The following is a 26,116-nucleotide window of genomic DNA, read 5'->3' on the forward strand; positions in this document are numbered from 1 at the left end:
AATTTTTCCGTTTCATTGGAGTGTTGACGTGAAGATTCTCCAATCGTGCGGTTCACGTTCATGGGGAGGACTCGAAATGCAAGCGCTTCTCATTACGCGCGAATTACAGAAGCGCGGACATGAAGTCAGTCTCCTTTGCATTCCGAGGACGACTCTTTTGAAAGAAGCTTACGCCGCTGGTGTTCCCTCACTCGGTCTTCTTGGAAAAGATAACCAGGCAGTCAGTACGATCAAGGATCTGAGCAAGCTTCTGAAAGGCTACAGCTACGACGTGGTGCATACACATCTGTCACATGATTTATGGTGGCTGGTACCGGCGATGAGACTTTCGGCGTCGCATGCAAAACTTTTTCTGACCAAGCACGTCGCAAGTGGGGTTAAAAAAAACGATCCACTTCATCGATTTCTTTATGGAAGACTACAGGGAATATTTGCGATATCGAATTACATAAAAGGAAGCGTCGTCAACACATGTCCGGTTCCGGAAAACGACGTGCATATTATTCCACCCGGGATATCACTCGATGAATTTGATCCCAATCTGTATGACAAGACCGTTGTACGCAGAGACCTTGAAATTCCGGAAAACGTAATCCTGGTGGGAATGGCGGGACGAATGTCGCCAGGGAAAGGACACGAGGAATTTCTAAAAGCAGCAAAGAAAATTACCGAAGAATCAGAGATGAATTTTCGTTTCCTTATTGTCGGTGGCGCTAGTCACGGCGAAAACGAATATGAATTACAAATCAAAAATCTCGTCCATGATCTTGAGCTTGATTCGGCGGTGCGATTAACGGGATTTCGCAAAGATGTTCCGCGCATCATGTCGGCTCTTGACATTCTCGCATTCCCGTCGCACGAAGAATCCTTTGGCGTAGCACTCACAGAAGCGATGGCAATGAAAGTTCCCGTTGTCGCGAGCGGAAATGCCGGAGTGCTCGACATAGTTATTGATAATGAAACCGGAATACTCATTCCCCCGAAAGATTACCAGGCTCTCGCCGATGGAATTATGAAACTCGCACGTGATTCATCAGTGAGAAGAAGATTCGGAGAAGCGGGAAGAAAACGAGTTGAAGAAATATTCAGCATTCAAGCTGTCGTTGAGAAACTCCAAAATTTTTACTTGGATGAACATTTTAAAGATTAAAGAAAATTCTTAGGTCAATTGCCATGACAGAATCAATATTACAGAATTCGCCTATTGCACAGAACAAAACCAACAAGATCAATAATCCGGTCCTTGAGGTAAGAAACCTTACGCGGAGGTTCGGTGATTTTACTGCCGTCGATTCCATTTCTTTTTCTGTAGGATCGGGTGAAGTTTTCGGACTTGTTGGCCCAAACGGCGCGGGAAAAACCACGACCATAAAGATGTTAACCACTCTTCTACCCCCGACGTCGGGAATGGCATTGGTTGCTGGACGCGATGTTGTTCGCCAGGCATCGAGTGTAAGGCGAGTTATCGGTTACGTTCCGCAACTTCTCTCTGCCGACGGAAGTCTCACCGCGTACGAGAATCTTCTGATTTTCGCCAAGCTCTATGATATTCCGGCAAAGGAGAGAGAAAAACGAATAAGTGATTCGTTGCATTTCATGGGGCTCGCGGATTCCGCCGACAAGCTTGTGCGAAGCTATTCAGGAGGAATGATTCGGCGGCTGGAGATTGCGCAGGCGGTCCTTCACAGGCCGCACGTTCTTTTCTTAGACGAGCCGACAGTCGGACTCGATCCCGTAGCTCGCGATACGGTATGGAAATATGTCGGGGCACTCTCCGGGCAAGGGACGACTGTCGTTATGACAACACACTATATGGAAGAAGCAGACTCGATGTGTAGCAATGTGGCGATAATGAACCATGGAAAAATAGCCGCGATTGGCTCGCCATCAGATTTGAAAGCGTCGATCGGCTACGACGGCGCTACCCTTGACAAAGTGTTCGAATTTTACGTTGGAAGCACACTCGAAAACAGTGAAACAGGAGAAAGGTTTAAAGATGTCAGAAGGACAAGGCGTACTGCACGCAGGCTTGGGTAAAGAGGTCGTTGTTTCGTCCCGCGAGGGCGGGTTCCCTTCGGAAAAAGTCGGCGTGATCAGTTGGATCAAAAATTTCATAAATAAAACTTTAGTGATCACCGAGCTTGAAGTAAGAAAGCTCCGGCATGATCCGACCGAACTTTTTACTCGAGCTGCGCAACCGGCGCTGTGGATGCTGGTCTTCGGCGAAGTGTTCACGAGGGTTCGAGCAATACCTACAGGAAACCTTAGCTACTTAGATTTCATGGCTCCCGGCATACTCGCACAGAGCGTTCTATTCGTGGCGATTTTTTACGGAATCGGAATAATCTGGGAGCGTGACCTTGGCATCGTTCACAAATTTCTTGCAAGTCCGACCCCCAGGGCGGCACTCGTTCTTGGAAAAGCACTCTCAGCCGGAGTGCGAGCTCTTTCACAGGCGGTAATCATCTACTTGCTCGCATTACTGTTGCATGTAAAACTGTCGTGGGAACCGCTGTCGCTTCTCGGAATCGCGCTAGCGGTAATTTTAGGCGCGGCACTCTTCTCAACTTTTTCTTTGATAGTTGCATGCATCGTGAAAACACGCGAGCGTTTCATGGGAATCGGACAGGTACTTACGATGCCACTCTTCTTCGCCAGCAACGCGATATATCCGATTTCGATCATGCCGGACTGGCTGAAAGTGATTGCGCACATAAACCCGCTCACTTATGAAGTTGATGCGTTGAGAGCCATGATGCTGGTTGGTGGAACGAGTGTATATGGAATTTCTACCGACTTTGTCGCACTAATTGTTTCAATAATCGTACTCGTCGCAATCGGAGCAAAGCTTTATCCCTCCGTTGCGAGATAACCCTGGAAGTCGGAAGCAAGATGCGAAGAACGAAAGACAAGAAACAAGAACCTGATTCCGTCCTCTTGTCTCTTGCTTCTGACTACTGTTTTTAAAGGAGGAAAAAATGTCGGATAAAAAAGATTTCGTTGAATTAAAAGTGTCAGACGGCACGACAATGGCCGCTTATGTCGCACGACCTGGCGGATCCGGAAAACATCCCGGGATCATGGTGTTCCAGGAAGCATTCGGTGTTAACGCCTACATCCGCGATGTCGCCGACCGGCTCGCGACGGAAGGTTTCACGGCAATCGCCCCGGAGCTTTTCCATCGGACTGGCCCCGGTTTTGAGGGAAGCTATACTGATTTTGCCACGACGCAGGTGCATACGACGAAGTTGACCAACGAAGGCCTGGCAGCGGACATTAACGCTGCATACGACTGGCTGACGAAGGATACCCTGACAGATTCTCAAAACGTTTCTTCAATTGGCTTCTGCATGGGCGGAAGGGTCTCGTTCCTCGCCGATTCAGTTGTACCATTGAAAGCCGCTGTGTCTTTCTATGGCGGTGGAATCGCACAAGGTTTACTCGATCGCGCAAAAAATCTTCACGGCCCGATTTTATTATTTTGGGGAGGACTAGACAAGCACATCCTGCCCGAACACACCCGCGCCGTTGAAGATGCACTTCGTGCCGCCGGAAAGGAGTTCGGCAACATCACTTTTTCCTACGCAGACCACGGGTTCTTCTGCGATCAGCGCGCAAGCTATAATGAGAAGGCTTCGAAACAGGCATGGGCGATGACGCTGGAATTTCTGAAGTACCAACTTAAATAATAATCGAAATTCAAATTGCAGAGATCGAAACTCTTTATCTTAAAGGTTTGACTAAATAATTAATGGTCGTGTTGTAATGAGTAAATTATTATCCCCTATCTCAATCCGCGAATTGCATTTCAGGAATAAAATTTTCGTTTCTCCAATGTGTCAGTATTCTGCCGTCGCCGGAATTCCGAACGATTGGCACCTGGTCCACCTCGGGAGCAGGGCAGTCGGAGGTGCCGGACTGGTGATGACTGAGGCGACCGCCGTCTCGCCGGAAGGGAGAATTTCTCCCGCCGACCTCGGGATATGGTCCGACGAACAGGTGGGTGCATTTTCCAGGATAACGGATTTCATCACGAAACAGGGCGCAGTGCCCGGGGTACAACTGGCGCATGCCGGGAGGAAGGCTTCGACAAAAGTGCCGTGGGAGGGAGACGGTGCTGTCACCGACGGAGGATGGGAACCGGTCGCACCGAGCCCGGTGAAGTTCGCAGATAATTACCTGCAGCCATGTGAAATGTCGGTCGCCGATATTGAGAGGGTGGTGAGCTGCTTTGCAGAAGCCGCCCGCAGGAGTCTCGCTTCCGGTTTCCGGGTAGCGGAGATTCATATGGCACACGGTTACCTGATTCATGAGTTTCTTTCTCCGCTTTCGAACAAGAGAAAGGACAAGTATGGCGGCAGGCTTGAAAACCGTACACGATTTTCTCTCGAAGTCGCAAGAGCCGTCAGGGAAGTCTGGCCCGAAGAGCTGCCGCTTTTCGTGAGGATATCTGCGACGGACTGGGTCGAGGGCGGCTGGGAGATCGAGCAGTCGATACAACTCGCCGGGCGGCTGAAAGAGGCCGGCGTCGACCTGATTGACGTGTCATCAGGCGGGAATGTCGCCGGCGCAAGAATTCCTGCTGCACCGGGATACCAGACCGGTTTTGCCGAACGGATCCGGCGCGAAGCGGGGATCATGACCAGCGCAGTCGGCCTCATCACCGACCCGCGCCAGGCGGAACACATTCTTGTCACGGGACAGGCGGACGTCATCACAATGGCAAGGGAGTTTCTTCGCGATCCGTATTTCCCACTCCATGCCGCGAAAACTCTTGGCGACGATCCTCCATACCCGCCACAATACTTAAGGGCAAAACCTAAATAGAAACCGAATACAGAACATTCGTAGGTCGCTTTCGGAAAGAGAAAAATGAAAACAAGATTTCTTGGAAACACCGGGGTCAGAGTATCCGAAATTTGTTTTGGTGCGATGACTTTCGGCGGAAAAGGTTATTGGACAAATATCGGACAGGTCGGCCAGAAGGAGGCCGACGAACTCGTGAGTATGGCAATCGACTCCGGGGTCAATTTCTTCGACACTGCAGACGTGTATTCCGAGGGGCTGTCAGAGCAAATTCTGGGTAAGGCTCTCGGTACGCGGCGCAATAACATAGTCCTGGCAACGAAAGTCAGAGGACGAACATCGCCCGGTCCGAACGATATCGGGTTGTCGCGCAAGCACGTAATCGAATCGTGCAACGCAAGCCTGAAAAGGCTCGGCACAGATTACATAGACCTGTATCAGGTTCATAGTTTCGATCCCCGGACCCCGCTCGAAGAAACTCTCCGCACACTTGACGACCTGGTGAGAGAAGGAAAAGTCAGGTATATCGGCGTATCAAACTTCACAGGCTGGCAGCTTATGAAAGCGCTCGCAATTTCTGAAAAACAGAACCTCGAAAGGTTCGTCACGCTCCAGGCACATTATTCGCTAATAGCCCGCGATCTTGAGAACGAACTCGTTCCACTTTCGCTGGATCAGAAGCTCGGAATTCTTCCCTGGAGCCCGTTAGGCGGAGGTTTCTTAACGGGAAAATACAGGCGTGGCAAGGCTCGCCCCGAAGGAGCAAGAAGATCTAATCCTACAAATCAGTTTCTCCAGTTCGACGAGGAGAAAGGATACGATATTGTCGATGAGCTGGAAATAATTGCAGGGAGCCACCGCGCGACGATTACTCAAGCAGCCCTGAACTACCTACTGCGGAAGCCGGGCGTCACGTCAGTCATAATCGGCGCAAGGAACAAAGAACAGCTGGTGGATAACCTGAAGACGACGGATTGGGAGATGACTCCGGACGAAGTTATTCGGCTCGACGAAATCAGCAAACCGCCCCGGGTCTATCCGTACTGGATGCTCGAAAGAATGTCGCAGGACAGATAACCATGAAACTGAAAGACAGAGTGGCGATAGTCACCGGCGGCGGAAGGGGAATCGGAAAGGCAATTGCACAGGAGTTTGCCCGCGAAGGCGCCAGAGTTGTCGTCACGGCTGCGCGGAACAGGAATGAAATTGAAAATGTCGCCGCGGCGATTGACGGCGTACCGGTGCTTGCAGACATTTCAGACAAAAGCCAGGTTGAGGCACTTCTTACCTCGGTCGTTTCCAAGTTCGGAAGGATCGACATCCTCGTGAACAATGCCGCACGTGGAATGAAATTCATCAATGGTGATTTCATGACGCAGCCGAAACCGTTTTGGGAATCGGATCCCGACTTGTGGCGAATGATCATTGATACAAACATAAACGGCGTCTATCTGATTACCCGGGCCGTTATCCCGCATATGCTCCGGAGAAAGTACGGGAGGATCATTAACATTTCGATCAATCAGGAGACCATGAAGCGCAGGGGCTTCACTCCTTACGGCCCGTCCAAAGCGGCGCTCGAGTCGATGAGTACGATCTGGGCTCAGGAGCTGGATGGAACGGGGATAACGATGAACCTTCTCCTCCCGGGCGGGGCAACGAATACGGGCATGATCCCCGACTCGTTCCCCGAAGTGCAGAGAAATAAACTGATCGATCCGGCAGTGATGGGACCGCCAGCTGTCTATCTTGCTTCCGAGGAAGCCGGCGGAATCAACGCGCAACGGATAGTCGCCGTAGATTGGAACAAAGAACGGAATTCGTATTAATGACAAAGAAAAATGAATCTCGGAGCCTCTTCACAGAAAACACATGGAGCATGCAATGAAACAGAGAGAACTCGGCAAATCCGGTTTAAAAGTATCCGCCATCGGCCTCGGTTGCATGGGGATGTCCGAATTTTACGGACCCAGGAATGATGAGGAGTCGGTAAGAACCATCCGCCGGGCAATCGAGCTCGGTATAAATTTCTTCGACACGGCTGACATGTACGGTCCTTTCATCAACGAAGAGCTTGTTGGGAAAGCGTTGAAACCACAGAGAGATAAAGTGATTATCGCAACGAAGTTCGGAAACGTTCGCGGCCCGAACGGCGAGCGGCTCGGCATCAACGGAAAGCCGGATTATGTCCGCAAAGCCTGTGAGGCGAGCCTGAAAAGACTTGGCATCGACACTATCGACCTCTATTACCAGCATCGTGTCGATCCGACCACGCCGATAGAAGATACGATCGGAGAAATGTCGAAGCTCGTTGATGAAGGAAAAGTCCGGTTCCTGGGGATGTCCGAAGCGGCTCCACAGACGATACGTCGCGCCAGCAAGGTTCACCGGATTGCGGCACTCCAGACCGAATACTCACTCTGGACGCGCGACATAGAGTCGGAAATTCTCCCTACCATCCGCGAGTTGGGTATCGGCCTTGTTCCGTACAGTCCTCTCGGAAGAGGGTTCCTGACGGGCGCCATAAAGTCGACAGACATTCTCCATGAAACTGATTTCAGGCGGACCAATCCGCGGTTCCAGGGAGAGAACATAAAAAAGAATCTGAACATCGTCTCTGTGATCGAAGAGATGGCGAAAGCAAAGAAGTGCACACCCGCTCAGCTCGCCCTTGCCTGGGTTCTTGCTCAGGGTAATGACATCGTGCCAATCCCGGGAACAAGACGGATCAAATATCTCGAAGAGAACGCTGCAGCGGTTTCGGTCAAATTGTCGTCAGACGATCTGAAGAGACTGAACGATGCTATCCCTGTCGGCGCAGCGGCGGGCCTTCGGTATCCTGAAGCAGCAATGGATTCGGTGAACAGATAGACCAAGTTTCAAAAGTCAGAACCCAGAAGTAAATCTTAAAAGTAAAAAGTGGTCGTGCAGTGAGTATGGCTCCGGTCGGTATGGGCCCATAGAGCAAATCAATAATAAAAATTATTCATTCAACGGTTTTGACTTTTTTGTGCTTCGTGAAGAATTCTAGAAAGGTGGAACATGGAAACCAGAAAACTCGGTAAACCAGGATTAGAGGTATCGGCAATCGGACTTGGTTGCATGGGAATGTCTCAGTCATACGGGCAGGGAGATGAAGCTGAATCTCTTGCCACACTCGAGCGCGCGGTTGAACTCGGATTGAATTTCTTCGACACGGCGGACGTGTATGGGCTCGGCGCGAACGAAATACTCGTCGGCAAAGGACTTAAGAAACATCGCGGGAGAGTTATCATCGCGACGAAATTCGGATTCATGCGCTCCAAGAACGGAATTCTTACAGGTGTAAACGGAAAGCCCGAGTACGTGAGGCAATGCTGTGAGGCGAGTCTGAAAAGACTGGGAACTGATGTGATTGATCTTTATTACGCGCATCGTATGGACCCGAACACGCCTATCGAAGAGACTGTTGGCGCGATGTCACGACTCGTCGAGGAAGGAAAGGTAAGATTCCTGGGGTTATCGGAAGCATCGGTCGCTTCATTGAAAAAGGCGAACTCGGTGCATCAAATCACGGCCCTGCAAAGCGAGTATTCTCTGTGGACGAGAGACATAGAGGCAGGAGTTCTCGCTGCATGCCGTGAGCTCGGCATAGCGGTTGTCCCTTTCAGTCCGCTCGGCCGCGGTTTTCTCAGCGGTACTGTCAAGGACAACTCCAAATTCGGAGCGGGTGATTTCAGATTGGATAATCCTCGATTTACCGGCGATAATTTCACGAAGAATCTTGCGTTCCTTGGAAAGATCGAAGCACTGGCCGCCGAGAAGAAATGTACAACGGCACAGCTCGCGCTTTCATGGGTGCTTGCGCAGGGAAAAGACGTCGTTCCGATTCCCGGCACTAAGAGGCGAAAGTATCTTGAAGAAAACGTAGCTGCGCTTCAGGTAAATCTTGCGGCAGAAGATCTTCGAAGAATTGACGAGGTCGTGCCACCCGGCGCTGCTGCCGGTGAGAGGTACAATGCCGCAATGATGAAGAACGTAAACAAATAATTTTGAAATTATAATTCGACCCTGGAAAACCTCTTCTCGGAGAATCAGCCGTTATTTCGACCAGGGCAGAATTCATGAAGAAATCCCTCACAGGGTTATGAAGGCGCAGAAATAAAAACGTCCCGCATCGCGGGACGTTTTTGTCAGTTCATATTTAATTTTGATCAGGCCTGAGGCTGTACAGTTTTTGGCTTCTTCCGGCGCATGACCATAACAACAATTACTATCAATATGATGACGACTGCAACGATGATATAGATGTATGCGTGTGAAGGGCCGGTCGCGGCCTGCCACGCGTCCAACTTAGATTGCAGTTGGTTCTGTTGGTCTTTCGTAATGTAGCCCGCGTCTACCAGGAGCGGAACCCAATTGGAGCCAACGCTGGGAGTCCACACGTCATTCATGAAGTGCTTGAACTTCTCCGCCTTTTGGGCGTCGGTCGCGGCCATGTCTCCGCCCTGCGTGTCAAGATATGTCCCAAGGCTTATCATGAACTCGTCGCCGCTGTTGAACGGCTTAACAGGGATTTGGTTATTGACGAATTCCGCATTCAAGCCGGTCCATAAAGCGGAATCAGCTTTTACTCCCCAATTTGCCACAGCAGCATCAATCGCTGCCACTTGCTTCGACCTGTCTTTTGCATTGATGTAAACATTCGCCAGCTTTGGCCCGAGTCCCTTCCAGTAAGAACTGAATTGCTTCTGTTCCTTTATCATTTGGGCCAGATCGCTGCCCGACAGCTTGGTCGATTCGAGGAACTTAGTGTTCTGCTCGGCCGCTTCCATGATATTGGCGACGACATTATGATGCTCCATCTTGCCAAGAAGCATCTTCTTCTGTTGATCTGGAAGGCCTTCGATATTCTTATCGTACTGCATGAACATGCTGTCCACCATCGCGAATATCGCTGCGTCTCTTGCGGCCAGTCCGCTTCTGAGTCTCTTTATTACCCCGTTGAGTGAATCGATAAGCTGCGAATTCTTGTTGAGCGCCTTGGACATCACGTCCATCGATGCCATAAGCTTAGAATTCTCGTTGGACAGGCTATCCACTTTTCCGGAAAGTGCACGTACCTGTGACTCCAGATCCGCGATGCGTGCCACTGCCGACTCGAGCAATCCTAGTTTGTCCTGCGAGATGCGAAGCTCGACGCGCACCTCCGTTATCTGATCGTCATACTTGTCAGGATAAAGTGCCTTATTCAAAAGCACGGTGTCGGCGGCAAACTCTTTTTCAAGCTCATCGATGTTGGCGCTGACCTCTGCACACTCCTGGACGGTCTGGACTCTGGTGACCGCTTCCTTTATCGCCTTGTATTTCGTCTGGAATGAATTCACTATTTCAAAATCCGACCTCTCCTGCGCTATCGCCACGGAAGCAAACGCCGCCAGCAGAATCCAAATCCCGTTTCGCGGCACGGAGCCTAATATCCTCGTGAGATGCCTCATTTGTTCCCCTCCTCTTTGATGCCGTCTTTTGTCAGCATGATCGGCTTATCATTTCCATTTATAAGCTCGACGTACGGACTCCTCTGATTGAACGCAGGCGATGTCAATCCTGTTTGTGAAACTGGAATTGTCTTCTCGAGCTCCAACGCGCCGTCCGCTTGCGCAAATACGTATACGTTCTTGAATTTCGGCGCGGTCAGGTAATAGAAACCATTCACGTCCCTTATGATGCGGAAAGTCTTGCCGCTAAAGCTCACGGAGTCCTTAGTCTCCTCGTACAGCAGAGGCTTTACGTTGAACGAGAAAGTATATCGTTCTTCGTGAACCATCCCTCGTGAATCGACTTTCAATTCGTCTTCGATCGGCCACGCAAAGTCCGCCGGCTTCAACATTAGCGACGAACATCCTGCAGCCAATACCGCAAGCATGCTCATGAACAAGCTTGTTAACTTCATACTCGCTCCTTTTTTGTGGAAGAACTTGGATTAATTGCCAACGCAGCTGGTAAAAATGTAGAAAAGAGGGGAGTGGAAAGCAAGTTTGGCCAAAGATCAAATGAGCGCCCACTCCGCAATTTCAAAAAGGACATCCATTAAATCCCTTTGAATCGCATATTTCCAGCCTACCTCATTCTGATTGCCGCAACGGGACATTATTAAATGAAAAACTTCCAACGCGTCAGTTTCAAATCAGAGATAACCCTCTCATGAATTTGAAACCAAAATTACTCGCCGCAGGAACAGGAAAACGATCTGATCATCATTTTGTGAAGAACTTCAAAGAACAGACAGCATTTACACGGGTGTAATTTTCAAGAGAGCTGCCCGTGGAATACACTGAACATTTTGCAATTCCATTTTCTAATGTATAGGAGCCGGTAGAGCGTCCATGAACAATCGTTCAACGTAAATAGCGGCGAGCGGCGCCTCTCCTCGTCGCCCCCGATCCGCGATGCGCGGACTCCTCTCAAATCTCTATTTCTTCTTATGAAGCCTCGGGGCCATTTCCTCTTTTTCCTTGCCGGTAGAGATCTTACGCATTGCTGCATATTGGGCGGGCGTCATGTTCGGCAGAGTCTCCAGGAATGCCACTATTGCCCAGATTTTCTGGTCGGAATGAGTGAAGGCGAAAGCCGGCATTCCGGTGCTCTTTATGCCGTTTTTGGCGACCCAGAACAATTCTGCCGGAGACATTTCTTTTGCGGAGTGAGCGAGGTTAGGTGCTTGAGGGAAGAGTCCCTTCCCGATTTCTGATTTCTCAATGCCCGGCGCACCGTGGCAGCCTACGCACATTTCATCATAGTGGCCGAACCCTTCTTTGATCATTGAGCTGTCTGTCAACGCCGGGACAGCAATCCCTTTTGAGTAATGTTCGACAGAATTATCGCTTGTTCTGCTGAATACCCAGCGCAGCGGTCTCGGATCGGGCGAAGTCGCGCCTACATTATATATGCCGGAATAAATCAAGATTAATAAAAGTACGAATTCTACGGCCAGCACAGAAATTACTACTACAATTGTTCTCATCGCGTCTCCATTTGTGAAAAAGTCTGACAAGAATAGAACTTTAAAGGCACCTACATTTGTTCCTTAGCTGATGGCCTTTGTGATTTTTTTGTCGGATTAATTTCGGACTTCCAGGCAGGAACAGGAGAGATCGATTAACAGAAACTTCACAACAAGGTTACTTCAATTTTATTGATAATCCGGGTGACGTTTCTCAGATTTTACAAAACATCCGGGCGTGTTTGCGATCAGCTCAGCTCCGGACGCGTGGACAACAATCACCCGACGCCGGATCGTGGCGGTCGGGAGACAGAAATCCTTTCTAAATCAAAAGCAGTGAACAAATAAAATCGTGAGGAAGAAATGCGAATTGGTCTTGTGGTGCTATTTATAACAATGTTCTCATCTGGCGCTTTCGCCCAGTACGGTTCCGCAGGATCGGGCGGTGAAAGATCCGGGCCCGCGTCACTTGACGGCAAGAGCGGAAACATACAGTCTCCGAATTTGGTAATAGATACGATCAATGCTGTTCCGGCACGGTCACGTCTCCAAATCTCGGCGCGTTGTCGGGTTACTCGTCGTACTTCATTCAGGATTCTACGGCGGGAATTGATGTCTACACGGGAGCCGCGGTCATGAATTTTGCGATAGGAGATTCGGTGTTCGTCATCGGAACGCTGGACCAGTTCAACGGTTTGACCGAGCTCGTTCCGCTAGCCGCGGACTCTGCTCACTTCGGCTACCTGAAGCACAACGCGGCACGTCCTTCGCCAAAACACCTCGGATTGCATTCTTTCGCGAGAAACGCTGGGTATGCCGAGTCATACGAGGGTCAACTAGTGGAGCTCGACACGCTCTACAAAGCACGGGGAACATGGCCCGCATCTGGTTCCAGCGGGAGTGTTTACCTGGCCAACGCTGCCCAGTCCGATACGGCACAGTTGTTTGTCAACAAGAATACCGATGTAGCAGGATGGACTGAGCCTGTTTACCCGATAAATGTCGTCGGTGTGGTGAGCCAATATGGAACCGACAGCACGGGATATGAGATCATCCCGCGAGACACGACGGATATCGTGCACGTTATCGTTCTCGGCGTAAGGGAAAAGCTCAGCGATATACCTAAGGATTTCTATTTGCATCAGAATTATCCCAACCCGTTCAATCCTTCCACGACAATCGAGTACGGACTGCCGAAAGACGCGTCCGTGCAGATTTCCGTCTATAACATTCTGGGACAACGTGTTGCGCTGCTGGTCGACGGGGACCTCAAAGCCGGAAATCATCAAGTCGTTTTCAATGCAAATAGGTTCTCATCAGGTATGTATCTGTACGTCATGCGTGCAGGAGATAGAGTATTTAAAGAGAAGATGCTTGTTTTGAAATGAGAAATGTTGGAAGCCGGAGGCGGGAAGTTGTCCTGCCTCCGGGTTCGGTTTCCTGCGGAGTCTGTGGAGAACGCGAGCACTTTCATTGCTTCTCGTAATACTGCGACACCCTAACGAATCTGTCGGTCCGATGACCGCTGACATCGAGGAAGTTTGAATTGGATTCGCCAGCGAGGCGGGAGATCGAGACCGGGCAGCTCGTGCAGTCTTAATGAAGCCAAGTTTGTTCCCGGCATATGCGCGGAGGTTTGTCCGGAGACTCATCGACGCAAATTCTCGTGATTATTCTTGATATTATTTTTCACTTTTGTTAGTTAAATTTCCAACAGAACACAATCAGGGAAAGTGAATGTTCGCTGTGCGGAGCGCATCAGTTGCGGTATTGTTGTCTTTTTTAATTTCGTGTCCCGTTCAAGGTCAGGTTTCCGACAACAACTATACTAACATCGGAAACATTGGCCTGGCGATAACGAGTTTCGGCCGCATCGGCAATGCATTCAACGCATCCTTCTGGCCAGCACAACCATCCTGTGAATATCCATTCTATCCCGTCCGCTCGAGGATCGAACATTTATTTAGCGGAGGACTCTGGGTCGGTGGATACAAGAACGGTCAGGGGCCGTTCGTGAGTACTGTCACGACAGACTACTATTCCAATCCGTCGGAGTTCACGCAGCCGCTTGACAGCGGTCTCACCGAGCGGAGCACACTTCTTGATTCACGATACTACTCTCCCAACGCGGTAAGCCACCAGGACTTCGTCGCGGATTTTACAGACTCGAACACGATTGACCCGAATACGAATCAGGAAATAGTCGGTCACGTTCCGCTGAATGTTTCGGTCCACGAAGAAGCTTATGCGTGGGAATACCCGATTGCAAATTTCTTTGTCGTGTTCAGTTTCAAGCTGACAAACACAGGTTCCACTCCGATAGATTCGATGTATGTGGGATTTGTCAACGATTTCGTGGTACGGAACACGAACTACCGGCTACCGACCGAGGGGACCCCCTTCTACAGCGGGACCGGAGTGGGTTACGTTGATTCGCTCAGGTTAGTCTACGCGTTCGATGCTGAGCACCACACGAGCGACCTCCCCACGGACAACTACGTATCGATGAAACTTCTCGGAGTAGATCCGTTAAGCTCAGTAGTGACATCCCGGCCGGCTTATCTTGATTCGCTGAACCGGTACACTCATTTCTCCGCCTGGCAGTTCAGGGCATCCACCGGAGACGCGAATCTTCTTTCGCCCGGCACCGACGCGCTTCGCTTTCAAAAAATGGAAACGTCGCTGCCGTCCGACTATTACAACAATCCTTCAGCCGCCAGCTATCTCGGCAAGGTGGGAAACAGGTACACGCTCCTCTCTGTCGGACCGATCGAGCTGATGCCGGATTCATCGGCCACCGTCGTGTTTGCCGTCGTGTGCGCTCCCAAATTTGACACCGGCAATCCTGCCGATTACCAGAATAATGTTGCCGCATGCAGAAAGACATTGAATGACAATGCGACCTGGGCGCAGCGGACTTACAACGGCGAGGACAAGAACGGCAACGGAGTCCTCGATCCCGGAGAAGACCTTGATGGGAATGGAAGAATCACTCGCTACATATTTCCGAACATACTTCCGCCTCCTCACGTGCGCGTCGACCCCGGCAACGGGCAGGCTGCAATCTATTGGGACGATACTCCGGAGAATGTCGTAGATCCCCTTTTGAACCGCAAGAATTTCGAGGGATACAGGCTTTACAGGTCGATACCCGGTTATGATTTCAACGGTGCGCAGAACCCGTATGAGGAAATCGCGGAATTCGATCTGATCGATTCTTTGGGACTCGACACGGGCTTGCCGGCGAAACTCAGTCCGCCGAAGCAGTTCACCGGAGATCCGTACCAGTATACATACAGGTACACCGTTCCCTATCTTCTGAACGGCTGGCAGTATTCATTCGGTGTCGAAGCTTACGATAAAGGGGACCCCACGTCGGGCACACCGAGCCAGACATCGGTGCGCGCCACGGATAAAGTGTTTCCGGGGCCGCCTGCTGCGACGGGCGACTCTCTTGCGGTCGGCGTGTTTCCGAATCCTTATTACACCAGGGCAATCTGGGATGGAACCGGCGAACGGGAAAGGAAGATTTACTTTTACAATCTTCCCGCGAGATGCGAGATAAGGATTTACACGGTGGCCGGCGATATAGTGGCGACGCTCGAACATAATGCGGCGACATACAACGGATCGGGAATCCAGTGGTTTCAGCATTATGATTCCGATAACCTCCAGAGGATGCCGGGAGGATTGCACGCCTGGGATCTGATCACAGACAAAGACCAGTCAATTGCAACGGGCCTCTATCTGTTCACGGTCAAGAATTTGAACGACGGCGATGTAAAGCGCGGGAAATTTCTGATAATTAAATAGAAGTCAAGAGTAAGTAGTTTGGAAGCAAAAAGGACGATGGATTTTGAATTCGCGAGTTGAAAAGTCGGGGCGGCGGAATAAAAGTGTTATTGACTTGCACCATACGGTCACTGAGATTCCGTTGATCGATGAAACCCATCCCGGCTCTTTACATGAAAAACATTTTGAAGAAAACCAAACATTGCGGACTGTCATGATCGGTTCGCGAAAAAGGAGGATGTATAAATGAAAAAAGGATTACTTAATTTTCCGGTAATAGGATTGCTTTTCTTATTGACGGCAGGCAGCGCATTCAGCCAGAACTATCGCGTGGTCCCGCTGGACAGCGTGAACTTAATTCCTATGGACTCGCTAAGGGTAGCGGATTCGCTTCTGACAAACGGCGGATCTTTGAGAGCCAGTCTCACTGACGGTTTCTTTCTCCACGACACGATAACAGTCACGGGAGTCCTGACTACCGATACGAGAGTTCTCCGGAATGTGCTTGCTCATTTTTCTTTTTATATCCAAAATCCCGATAGTGCTGCCTGGGGTGGAATGAATATATATACCACGGATACTTCTGCGGCAATTCTAAACGCAGGGTTCGGTTCTATAGACAGCGGTTATCTCATCCAGGTGACTGGAGTCCTCACGAAGTACGGCACAGATATCTGGGGAAACTTCGAGTTGGTTCCAATCGGAAGTGCCTCAGTTACACCCATCCCGATCAATGTCCTCGATGCCGGCGGCAACAGACCGGCTCCAGTCGAAGTTAAAGTCAGCGATCTGGTGACTGGTGATCGCTCCTCGGGAGGGATTTCGCATTTCTATCCGGGTACCAAGTATAAGAATTCGTACGTGATTCTGAGAAATCTCATCGTGAAGAGCCGTGCACAAACCAGCGGGACCGGACAGTGGACGGTGACGCTTGAAGACTCTTTGGGAAACACGATAAGTCTTTATGATCCGTCGCAGTATTTCACCGGTAGGTCATACGGAGTTACTCCAAAGTGGATTGCTCCTGCTCCCGGTTCGAAGATCGATTACATAAAGGGAATTCTGGCATCTTACTCATCGTATGGTTATGAGATTGTTCCTTTGTATCCCGGGGATGTGAAGATTGGAACTTACACGCCGAGCATTTCTGCCACGGGATTTTCCACAAGGCGCTCGCCTTCGATTCCGACATCGGGCGATGCGGTCACCATAAGAGCTGTCGCGTTCAATCCGGATCCAAATGCAGCATCAATGGCGGTCGACTCAACCGATATGTATTATTCCGTGAACAACGGCGCGTATACCCGCGTCAAGATGACGGCCGATACGTCGAACACTTTTGTCGGGACAATCCCCGCTCAAGCAGATGGTGCACTTGTAACATATTTCTTCTCTGCATGGCAGGACAGCACGCTTGCGTTGAAGTCGAGTTACCCGGACACTTCAAGAACCGCGATGTTCTATTATGTAAGGTCGAATGGCTACACAATCAGAGATCTTCAATACACTCCGTTCAAAGACGGAAACAGCGGTGAAGTTGATTTGACCGTAACCGTGAACGGAATCATCCAGGCCGATACGAGTGATTACCCTGCGGAAGCCGATCCAAGAAGCCAGGCGACAAAGACACCTTATGCCTACATCCAGGATGCGGCTGCGCCTTGGAGCGGTATCATGCTATTCGATACCACTGCCGACAAGCTCGTGCGCGGCGACAGCGTCTCAATAACCGGTACCATCTCCGAGTATAATGGGATGACCGAAATGGCAGTGAATAGTTTTAACGTCATCCAGAGCGGAAAGCAGACTTCCCCTGCAGTAAGGATTCATACAGGAGATATAGGCACGAGATTTAATGGTGATACGCTTGCCGAAAGATGGGAAGGGGTCCTCGTAAAGTTTGACAGTATACATATCGTGGACAACGATCCTGACGGCCCGACCTATAGCATCACAGGTTCAACCGGGAGCTTCAGGGAATATATGGTCGACGACGGTTCAGGTAAGTGCCGGGTCGATGATGACGGGAGCAATACCTATAGTGTCGATCCGCACGACACGACACTCGGATTCCATATCATGCCGCTGGGAGCTTACATGTCAAGCCTCACCGGTATCATTAAATATGTGAACAGTGAATACAAGCTTGAGCCGCGTACAAACAGCGACTTCGTCGGCGAAATCGACGCCGTGAAGCGGGAGGGCTCATCGGTGCCAGCTTCTTACTCGCTTTTACAGAACTACCCGAACCCGTTCAATCCTACCACGACGATCCGGTACTCGCTGCCACAGTCGGGGATGGTATCATTGAAGATCTATAATATTCTCGGGCAGGAAGTCACGACCCTGGTCAACCAGCATCAGTCTGCCGGCAATTACACCGCCACCTTCGACGCATCGAGATTCGCGAGCGGCGTTTATTTCTACCGCCTGAATGCCGGAAGCTTCAATCAGGTGAGGAAGATGCTGTTGTTGAAATAAAGGAATTGCCATTGCGACTCACCTCACGACTGAGTGCCGTGATTGTTACGCAGCGAATCTGGTAAGGTGAGTCGCAATTGATTAACCAGGCAGGTGCTGTGCAATAATATGACGCGGAGACTTGTCAGTTTCACTGAAGGATCATACTATCATATCTACAATCGCGGAGCCAGTAAAAACGAAATCTTTTTCTCGGACACCAATTATGATTTTGCAATGCGGAAGATTTCCTTTTATTCAAGCAAGACTTCCGTCAGAGTGGCAGCCTGTTGTCTGATGCCCAACCATTATCACCTCTTGCTTCACCAGAGTGGTGCAAAAGCAGCAGGTTACATGGCACAGATGGTTTTTAATAGTTACACGAAAGCTGTCAACCGCATGTACAATCGGACCGGTACCTTGTTCGAATCCCCGTTCAAGGCGACACTTGTGGATAAGATCGAGTACCTGTTACAACTTTCGAGATATATCCACCTAAACCCGGTCTGTGCAGGACTCTGCGGAGATGTGGAAGACTGGCGGTATTCAAATTACTTGGAGTGTATCGGAAAAAGGAAGAAGTTCCCGTTCGACCCGGATTTTATTGCAGACTACCTCGGTTCGCCGGTCGAATATGAAAAGTTTGTTCGTGAGTACGATTGGATTCAAATCAAGGACACCGAATCAATTGAAATCTAAACCATTGCGACTCACCTCGAAGACCAGTCCCAACATTCTTACTTACCGACTTTTGAAAGGTGAGTCGCAATCGCTAAGCCTGAAATTGCTTATTGTTTTCACATTTCTAGCACTCTCCGGCTGCACGAAGCACTTTTCTTCCACCGGTGTCGGGGATTTGCCCCCTAAAACTTTCGTGTCGGCATTTCCTTACCGCGATTCCACCCGCTCCACGGATTTCAATTCGCAATCAAGCCTTCTCGAAATCCACTGGTGGGCTGATGACGGAGATGGAGTGGTAATCGGTTATATCATAACATTCAACAGGAAGATGTGGACCTTCACCACCAAAGACGACAGCACTTTCTTCCTTCCTCTTTTCAGGAAAGATACGAGTTACATTTTTACAGTTGCCGGGATCGACAATTCGTTCAAGGGAAAATTGCATGAAGGAGACACCGTTGCTTTTACGGATCAAAATGGCAACGGCATATGGGATAAGGGAGAAGTTTTTCCCTTGCTGAAGAATTCGGTTGATCCCGATCCGCCTTCGGTAAAATTTCCGATCGCCAATACACCGCCCCAAGTGCAATTCATCATGAATGAACCACCGTGGGTTACACGTCTCGACATTCCCGACACAACTTTTACGATAGTTTCTTTTGGCTGGCAGGGGACGGATGTCGATGGGAACAATACGATCGTGAGTTATTTCATAGCACTGAACGACACATCGACGAGCAACTGGGTTCAGCTTCCGGCACAAACCAATTTTGTCACGCTCGAGGCGAGACTTTCGCAGGCATCAAGCGACACGTCGACCGTTAGCTGCGATGTCTATCCCTTCAACGGACTTGGAGTGCCGCAGGCACCTATCTCGACTCCGCTTCCTAACATGAAATTGAACGGAGACAATATTTTCTATATCAGGGCAGAAGACGTAGCCGGTGCATACAGTCCCGCAGCCCGGATGCCGGATTCGACTCACACTTGGTTCGTAAAAAAACCAAAGGGCGACCTCCTGATAATCAACGACTATGGAGTCCAGGACCAGTCGACGAAATTTTACCAGGCGATGTTCGATACGATCGCCGGTGGCGCGTTTCATGGAAAATTCGACACCTGGGACATAAAAACCGGATCTTACTATCCCAGAAAAGGAAACCTGGTCCAGCCGTACGTCGTTCCGACGTTTCAAGAGACATTGAAACTCTACAAATATATCTTCTGGTACTCGTCAGATGAACAGGACTTCGACATCGCCCAGAGTGCAATCAGGAGCTTCAGAAAGAACGGCGGGAAATTCTTTATGACATTTTCGGTCCCGTCATCCTATTCCTCCGGTCTCGACATAAATCAGGAGCTGAGCGATTTCACGGGAGCTATCGACAGCCTGACCACCAACATTCTGAAGGATACGCTGTCCACAAGCCCTATCACCTCGACCGGATTCGTTAAGTCGGGAGCCGTTGTACAACCCGTGGCTCCTTTCGATTCGACTGTTTATCCGAAACTCATTCGCGACAGCTTTCAATCGAATCTCACAGACGGTGGAAAGGTGGTTGCCAATCTCCGCGGAATCTACCCGACGATCGGATCCACAATCGTATATGAGATGCAGCCTTACGGTGCAGATGGCCGCCATCCGATCATCGGCGTCATAAGCGGCGACGGATCGGCGTTTGTTGTTGGCGTGCCCCTATATCGATTCAACGGAAATTCAACTACTTCACCCAACACGAGAGCTTATCAACTGATCTATAAAGCTTTCAAAGACTTCGGAGCGTATTGAAATCCCATGTCGCAGTTTGTTTCCGATCTCCGGTGAGGAAAAAGTGCAGACCATGAATTCAAAAATATTTTGCTTAGCTTTTGTCTCCATCGTGTCGTTTGCCGGCGTCGCACCGTCGTTTGCTCAGCAGCGCGGAAGTATAAAAGGCACAGTCACGGACGCTGCTACAGGAGAAGGGCTGGTCGGCGTAAACGTTATCGTTAAGGGAACGTATTACGGCGGCACGACGGATATCGATGGAAAATTTGAGATAAAGAATATTAGTAACGGGGAATACGTCCTTTCATTCCGCCTTCTGGGATACAAGGAGGTCGAGCACACCGGCGTCGCAGTAAAAGAAGGCGAAGCTACAACCGTAAATACCAAACTCGAGGAATCGGCCCTATCGCTGGGACAGGAAGTCGTGGTCATCGGTAATAAACCTCTGCTCGATCCTGCCGAGACCCAAAGCACGACGGTGATTTCGTCGCAGGACATCAGCGTCTCGCAAGTGCAGGACGTGAAGGATGTCGTCGCGCAACAGGTCGGTATCGTTGCGTCAGACAACGAGATCCACATACGCGGCGGAAGGTCGTATGAAAACGCTTACCTGCTCGACGGCATCAATATTCAGGACCCGCTTGCCGGGACGGGGTTCGGACTTCAATTGAGCTCCAATTCCATGAGCGAGATGGAGGTAATTACCGGCGGGTACAACGCGGAATACGGGCAGGCGACAAGCGGCATTATAAATGTGAAGACGAAAGAGGGAAGTGATCGGTACGACCTTTTCGCCGAGTATAAAACCGATAATTACGGTCTCGACAGGAACTCGGCATCCGATTTTAACTCCGACGACTACCAGGCAAATTTCGGCGGACCGGAACCGATTACGAAATATCTCCTGCCGGCAATTGGAGTGGATATCCCGGGCGAGATCACTCTGTTCGGAAGCTTTGCCGCATCGTTCTCGGACGGCCAGGTGCTTTGGGCCCAACGATACCAGGACGGACGCGTTGTCACGTACAAGATCGTTCCTCCTGCGAGACTGAACTCCTCGATATTCTACGGGACGAGATTGGCGCCGAGACTCTCCAACGACTGGTACGGGCTCGGAAAAATTACCTACAAACCCAGCCAGACTTTCAAGATCACCTATTCTTACAATCAGAACGTAACGATAAACGAAAACACACAGGAGCTTCAAACTACTCTGGAATACGTCGAGCCCACACCGGGCTATCAGTACCAATTCCAGAATATTCTCGGTAACGCGGATGTTTACACTCACAACAGCGTCGCTCAATCAATAGACATAACGCAAACGCTGAGTGCTAAGGCCTTCTACGATCTGAAGCTCGCCAGTTTCTTCACACATCTTCGCGCCGATGCGAATGGACTCTACTGGACTCAATACCAACAGCCGGTTGACGTTACAACCCTCCCTCCGCAATACTACAACACGAGCCACGATACCATCGGCATAATTCCGGGTGACGGTTTCTACGATATCGGCAACGCGAACACCTGGCACGACCACTTCTTCGTCAACAACGAAATAAAATTCGATCTTACCGACTTCTTCACGGAACAAAACAAGTTCAAAGCCGGCTTCGATATGAACTTCGAGGAGATGCAGCTGATAGACATCTACGATCCATGGATCGGTGTCATGGGACTTAATAACGACGTTTATCATGTTTACCCGGCGACCGGCTCCGCGTATTCCCAGGAAACAATCACGACGAACGGAATGATTCTGAATTTCGGTTTGCGCTTCGACTATTGGTTCCCCGGAAAGTACGTCGATGATGCGGTCAACAATCCCCAGGTGATCACCATCCCGCAAGCGATCCGCGACCAGTATATGCAGGACACGTACGACTTCTTCGGCAGGAGGTGGAAAGGGCGAATCAGTCCTCGTCTGGGTGTATCTCACCCGGTGTCAGACAACCAAACTCTTTTCCTGAACTACGGACATTTTTCCAAGTGGCCGAGGCCGCAATTTGTATATGCAAAACTGGAACCGAGCACAGCGATGTCGACATATCAGGCATTCGGTAATCCAAACCTGAATCCGGAAACCACGGTAAGCTACGAACTCGGACTGAAAAACCAGTTCACGAACGACGACGTGCTGACGATTACCGCTTACAACAGAGATATCTTCGATTACGTCCAGACCAAGCAAGCACAAATCTCTTCGGCGGCGTTGATCGGACAGAATTTTATTACTTATGTAAATTCGGATTATACACACTCGAGGGGAATCGAAGTCGAGTACTTGAAGAGAATCGGGAAATGGTTCAGCGGGACGATCAGCGGATCATACTCGGTTGTGACGGGCAAATCGAGCTCGGAAGACGAAGGCATCCTGGCAGTACAGGGTCTCCTCACCGAAATGATGAATGAATCGTATATGGCGTGGGATCGTCCTCTGCAATTTTCCGCCAACATGACTTTTTACGATGAAAAACAGAAAGGCTTTTTCGGATTCGGGAAAGGAGTGCTTGACGATTTTCAAGCCTACTTCAGAATATTTTTCCAGAGCGGGAAAAGATATACACCCTATTATTTCAGCGGAACATATGCCGCGGACGGCGAACCTCTTTACGCCCAGGACACGCAGCATCCTTACAGTAAGATCGGAGCCAATTGGTTTTACGTCGATTTCAATTTCGAGAAGTATTTTAATCTTGCCGGGGTGGACATGACGTTTATGGTCGAGGTGAAGAACCTATTCAACAATCTTAATTCCGACATCATAAATCCGGCTACTGGACGCGCGTACCAGCTTGGCGATCCCGTCCCGCCGTCATGGAACGACCCTCTTTACCCGGAGTTGACGGCGCCGATCGATCCATTCCCATTGGACCAATCAAGATTTCTGCCTCCACGAAATATCAGGGTCGGAATCTCGGTGAAGATGTGATGGTGGCTCAAATGTCAAAGGTCAAAGGTCAAAGCCACAGATCAAACCTCAAAACCGGGTTAGTTGCGGTGTTTGAAGGTGATGGATTTCGGTACGGGGAGGAAAACAATAAAGGGACGATCCGGCCGGAAGAGAATTTGAAATATCGCTCTTACAGGTTTGCAGTTGATATAGTGAAATTCGTTGACTCGCCGGAGAGTCGAAGCGCACGGTTTTCCATTCGTGACCAATTGATCCGAGCGGCAACTTCCGTGGGGGCAAATATTTCAGAAGCTCGTGCCGCAAGTTCCAAACGTGATTTCATTAGATATTATGAAATAGCGCTCAAGTCCTCTAATGAAACCAAGTTTTGGCTTTGTCTGCTAAGGGATGCCTTCGGAATCGACAAGTCAAGGATTAAGCCGTTGCTCGACGAAGCAAAGGAATTATCAAATATGATTGCAGCAAGTGTGTTGACCATGAAGAAGAAAAGGCAGTAGCCGTATGACGGCAAGAACCATTTTGACCTTTGAGTTGTTGTTTTGCGTTTTGAGATTTGACTCTTGAGATGAAAAAGATAGTTTTAACTCTTGTCCTCGAATTGTTTATCACGCAAGCCGGTGTGACACAACTCCTTCCTGTCCTCGGCGCCCAGCGCGTCGGCATTACCGCTGCCGATTTCCTGAAGATCGGAGTCGGAGCACGGGCCAATGCGATGGGCGAGAGCTTCGCTGCGGTGGACAATGACGCTTACGCGCTCTTCTACAACCCTGCCGGGATAACACAGTTCGACAACACCGAGGTAGCAATTTCCCACTCCACCTGGTTCGTCGGCCTTCAGCATGACTTCATCGGCGGGGTGTACCATCTCGACAGGCAGAACACGATCGGTATCTCCATAGTGTCGCTCCAATCTGACGACATGCCGGTGACGACGGAATACCAGCCGTACGGCACAGGAGAATATTTCAAATACGGCGATCTCGCCATTGCGGCCACATACGCGCGAAAGATGACCGACAACTTCAGCTTCGGACTGAGCGTCAGGTACATCGACGAAACTCTCGCGCAGGTGAGCATGCGCGGCGTCCTAATCGATCTCGGAACGTATTACTGGACCGGGCTGGGGAGCACAAGGTTTGCCGTCTCGGTCAGCAATTTCGGCGGCCAGCTCACACCATCGGGCAGTGTAACACTTCTTGACGGAACGACCGTTTCGAGTTTTCAGAGTTTCTCGCCGCCGACAATATTCAGAATCGGATTCGCGCTGGACCCGTACCAGGATGCTTCAAGTAAGCTCACCACATCGGTGCAGCTGAACCATCCCTCGGACAACTCCGAAAATATTTCACTGGGTGCAGAATATTCGTACGTTTCGTCCTTCTTCCTCCGGGCGGGCTACAAGATCAACGTCGATGAAGAGAACTATTCGGTGGGCGCGGGCGTGAAGGTCGACGTGAAGTTCGCGCAGGTGTTCTTCGATTACGCGTTCACTCCTTACCAGCGACTCGGCGACGTTCACAGGTTTTCATTAAACTTGAGATTTTAAGATGAAGATTGGATTGTCCGTCCTGGCTGCTGCGGTACTCTTTGTCGGCTGCAACCAGAAATCTAACATTGTCGACCCTTCCACGCTTCCCAAGGCGACAGGACAGGTTGTCAGTGACACGAATTATATCCAGATTCAACCTGCGTGGACTGCTTTCAGCAGTCCGAAGGATATCAAGATCGGGTACGATGACTTCCTCTATGTGACGGAACCTGGTAAGAACCGTGTGGCGATGGCGAACCTTGCCGGAACCATTCTCGGGTACTCGCAGTACATCGAACGCCCGGTTGCGGTCACAGAAGACAGGAGATTCAATCTGATAGTGGCCTGCGAATACGATACTATGGTCAATGGAAATGTAGTTACGGTCGCCGCTATAGCAAAGCTCAGATTGTTCAACCACAGCGACTCGATCTGGGCGGCGCCGGTGGAGATCGTCTATCATGAGAACCCGCGGCAGCAAATTACCCGCGACGGGTCCGGTAATTTAATCTCAGGACGAGAATTCACGGGTATCGCCGTTCTTCCCGATAACAGCTATTACGTCACACGTTCCGGAAAGAATAATTCGAGCTCTGTCGATCCCGACAACATGATTCTCCATTTCGACAAGAACGACGACGAGTACTCGAGCGACTACATCGACTTAGTACCGACTCTGGTATCGACAGGGACCGGCTTCGTGGCGATCAACCAGATAAGCAATATCACTACTTTCAACACGAGACAATACGGAACGGATTTCATCCTGACACAGACCGATCCGGCAAATGCGTTCAAGGTAAAATGGATAACTTTCAACCCGGGAAGCGAGCTCTTTGCTCCAAGCTGGGATTCGAGGTTCAGTCTCAACCCGACGACCTACTCGTCAGGGAAATTGCCCGACATACTCTCCGGCATATTCGTCGCGCCCCAGGCGGTAATGGTCGACGATCGAAGCAATATATACATCATCGACAGCCAGCTTGACAGCCTCATGAAGTTCGACTTAAACGGCAGACTTCTCCGTGAATCATTCGGACCTGTCAAGTCGGGAAGCATGCCCCTTCTTCATCCATCCGGGATCACGTACTTCAATAAGATCATTTATATAAGCGATACGGGCCACAACCGCGTACTTAGATACGAACTCTCGACGGATTTGAAATAGATATCTGAATTGCCGGC

21 protein-coding genes are annotated in these 26,116 nt (G+C 50.1%); 18 read left to right on the forward strand and 3 right to left on the reverse strand.

All coding sequences use genetic code 11. The features are described from left to right. Positions 1-28: 28 nt before the first annotated feature. The 9 genes from VIS48_15795 (at position 29) to VIS48_15835 (ending at position 8,835) form a co-directional block, all read left to right on the forward strand. Positions 29-1,150 carry a glycosyltransferase family 4 protein gene (locus VIS48_15795; protein ID HEY9167617.1) on the forward strand — a complete coding sequence of 374 codons (1,122 nt, stop codon included), beginning with the start codon at positions 29-31 and terminating at the stop codon, positions 1,148-1,150. 23 nt (positions 1,151-1,173) lie between these two features. After that, positions 1,174-2,037: an ATP-binding cassette domain-containing protein gene (locus tag VIS48_15800; GenBank protein ID HEY9167618.1), complete on the forward strand. Its 864-nt coding sequence runs from the start codon at positions 1,174-1,176 to the stop codon at positions 2,035-2,037. Beyond that, complete coding sequence (locus tag VIS48_15805; GenBank protein ID HEY9167619.1) at positions 1,997-2,872, forward strand: ABC transporter permease; 876 nt, start codon at positions 1,997-1,999, stop codon at positions 2,870-2,872. The genes VIS48_15800 and VIS48_15805 overlap by 41 nt, the downstream gene beginning before the upstream one ends. A 106-nt stretch (positions 2,873-2,978) precedes the next feature. Then, positions 2,979-3,689, forward strand: coding sequence for a dienelactone hydrolase family protein (locus tag VIS48_15810; protein HEY9167620.1), 711 nt, complete (start codon positions 2,979-2,981; stop codon positions 3,687-3,689). A 76-nt stretch (positions 3,690-3,765) separates the two neighbouring features. Continuing rightward, positions 3,766-4,827, forward strand: coding sequence for an NADH:flavin oxidoreductase/NADH oxidase (locus tag VIS48_15815; protein HEY9167621.1), 1,062 nt, complete (start codon positions 3,766-3,768; stop codon positions 4,825-4,827). Positions 4,828-4,872: 45 nt separating this feature from the next. Then, on the forward strand, positions 4,873-5,883 hold the full coding sequence (locus VIS48_15820) for an aldo/keto reductase (GenBank protein ID HEY9167622.1): 1,011 nt from the start codon (positions 4,873-4,875) through the stop codon (positions 5,881-5,883). A gap of 2 nt (positions 5,884-5,885) precedes the next feature. Further along, on the forward strand, positions 5,886-6,635 hold the full coding sequence (locus VIS48_15825; protein ID HEY9167623.1) for an SDR family oxidoreductase: 750 nt from the start codon (positions 5,886-5,888) through the stop codon (positions 6,633-6,635). A gap of 55 nt (positions 6,636-6,690) precedes the next feature. After that, on the forward strand, positions 6,691-7,677 hold the full coding sequence (locus tag VIS48_15830; protein HEY9167624.1) for an aldo/keto reductase: 987 nt from the start codon (positions 6,691-6,693) through the stop codon (positions 7,675-7,677). Between the two features lie 171 nt (positions 7,678-7,848). Next, entirely contained in the window at positions 7,849-8,835 is a 987-nt protein-coding gene (locus VIS48_15835) for an aldo/keto reductase (protein ID HEY9167625.1), read from the forward strand. Between the two features lie 164 nt (positions 8,836-8,999). Here the strand turns inward: VIS48_15835 and VIS48_15840 are convergent, their stop codons facing one another. From VIS48_15840 to VIS48_15850, 3 genes are all read right to left on the reverse strand, one after another. Then, the gene (locus VIS48_15840) at positions 9,000-10,283 is read right to left on the reverse strand and encodes a hypothetical protein (protein ID HEY9167626.1); all 1,284 of its coding nucleotides are present in this window, start codon (positions 10,281-10,283) and stop codon (positions 9,000-9,002) included. Further along, positions 10,280-10,738 (reverse strand): hypothetical protein, encoded by a 459-nt coding sequence (locus VIS48_15845; GenBank protein ID HEY9167627.1) that lies wholly within the window; start codon positions 10,736-10,738, stop codon positions 10,280-10,282. Before VIS48_15845 ends, VIS48_15840 begins: the two co-directional genes overlap by 4 nt. A gap of 519 nt (positions 10,739-11,257) precedes the next feature. Next, positions 11,258-11,809: a cytochrome c gene (locus VIS48_15850; GenBank protein HEY9167628.1), complete on the reverse strand. Its 552-nt coding sequence runs from the start codon at positions 11,807-11,809 to the stop codon at positions 11,258-11,260. 614 nt (positions 11,810-12,423) lie between these two features. On the opposite strand from VIS48_15850, the gene VIS48_15855 reads away from it, so the two are divergent. From VIS48_15855 to VIS48_15895, 9 genes are all read left to right on the forward strand, one after another. Further along, on the forward strand, positions 12,424-13,176 hold the full coding sequence (locus VIS48_15855; GenBank protein HEY9167629.1) for a T9SS type A sorting domain-containing protein: 753 nt from the start codon (positions 12,424-12,426) through the stop codon (positions 13,174-13,176). Between the two features lie 349 nt (positions 13,177-13,525). Continuing rightward, the gene (locus tag VIS48_15860; protein ID HEY9167630.1) at positions 13,526-15,601 is read left to right on the forward strand and encodes a hypothetical protein; all 2,076 of its coding nucleotides are present in this window, start codon (positions 13,526-13,528) and stop codon (positions 15,599-15,601) included. A gap of 225 nt (positions 15,602-15,826) precedes the next feature. Further along, entirely contained in the window at positions 15,827-18,061 is a 2,235-nt protein-coding gene (locus VIS48_15865; GenBank protein HEY9167631.1) for a T9SS type A sorting domain-containing protein, read from the forward strand. 108 nt (positions 18,062-18,169) lie between these two features. Continuing rightward, positions 18,170-18,739, forward strand: coding sequence for a transposase (locus VIS48_15870; GenBank protein HEY9167632.1), 570 nt, complete (start codon positions 18,170-18,172; stop codon positions 18,737-18,739). Continuing rightward, the gene (locus tag VIS48_15875; GenBank protein ID HEY9167633.1) at positions 18,729-20,510 is read left to right on the forward strand and encodes a hypothetical protein; all 1,782 of its coding nucleotides are present in this window, start codon (positions 18,729-18,731) and stop codon (positions 20,508-20,510) included. Before VIS48_15870 ends, VIS48_15875 begins: the two co-directional genes overlap by 11 nt. A gap of 52 nt (positions 20,511-20,562) precedes the next feature. Continuing rightward, complete coding sequence (locus VIS48_15880; GenBank protein HEY9167634.1) at positions 20,563-23,421, forward strand: TonB-dependent receptor; 2,859 nt, start codon at positions 20,563-20,565, stop codon at positions 23,419-23,421. Positions 23,422-23,432: 11 nt separating this feature from the next. Then, positions 23,433-23,900 (forward strand): four helix bundle protein, encoded by a 468-nt coding sequence (locus tag VIS48_15885; GenBank protein HEY9167635.1) that lies wholly within the window; start codon positions 23,433-23,435, stop codon positions 23,898-23,900. Positions 23,901-23,968: 68 nt separating this feature from the next. After that, positions 23,969-24,949 (forward strand): PorV/PorQ family protein, encoded by a 981-nt coding sequence (locus tag VIS48_15890; protein HEY9167636.1) that lies wholly within the window; start codon positions 23,969-23,971, stop codon positions 24,947-24,949. 1 nt (position 24,950) lies between these two features. Further along, complete coding sequence (locus VIS48_15895; GenBank protein HEY9167637.1) at positions 24,951-26,099, forward strand: hypothetical protein; 1,149 nt, start codon at positions 24,951-24,953, stop codon at positions 26,097-26,099. The last annotated feature ends 17 nt before the right edge of the window (positions 26,100-26,116 follow it).

The organism is Candidatus Kryptoniota bacterium (genome assembly GCA_036567965.1).
Classification (GTDB): domain Bacteria; phylum Bacteroidota; class Ignavibacteria; order Kryptoniales; family JAKASW01; genus JAKASW01.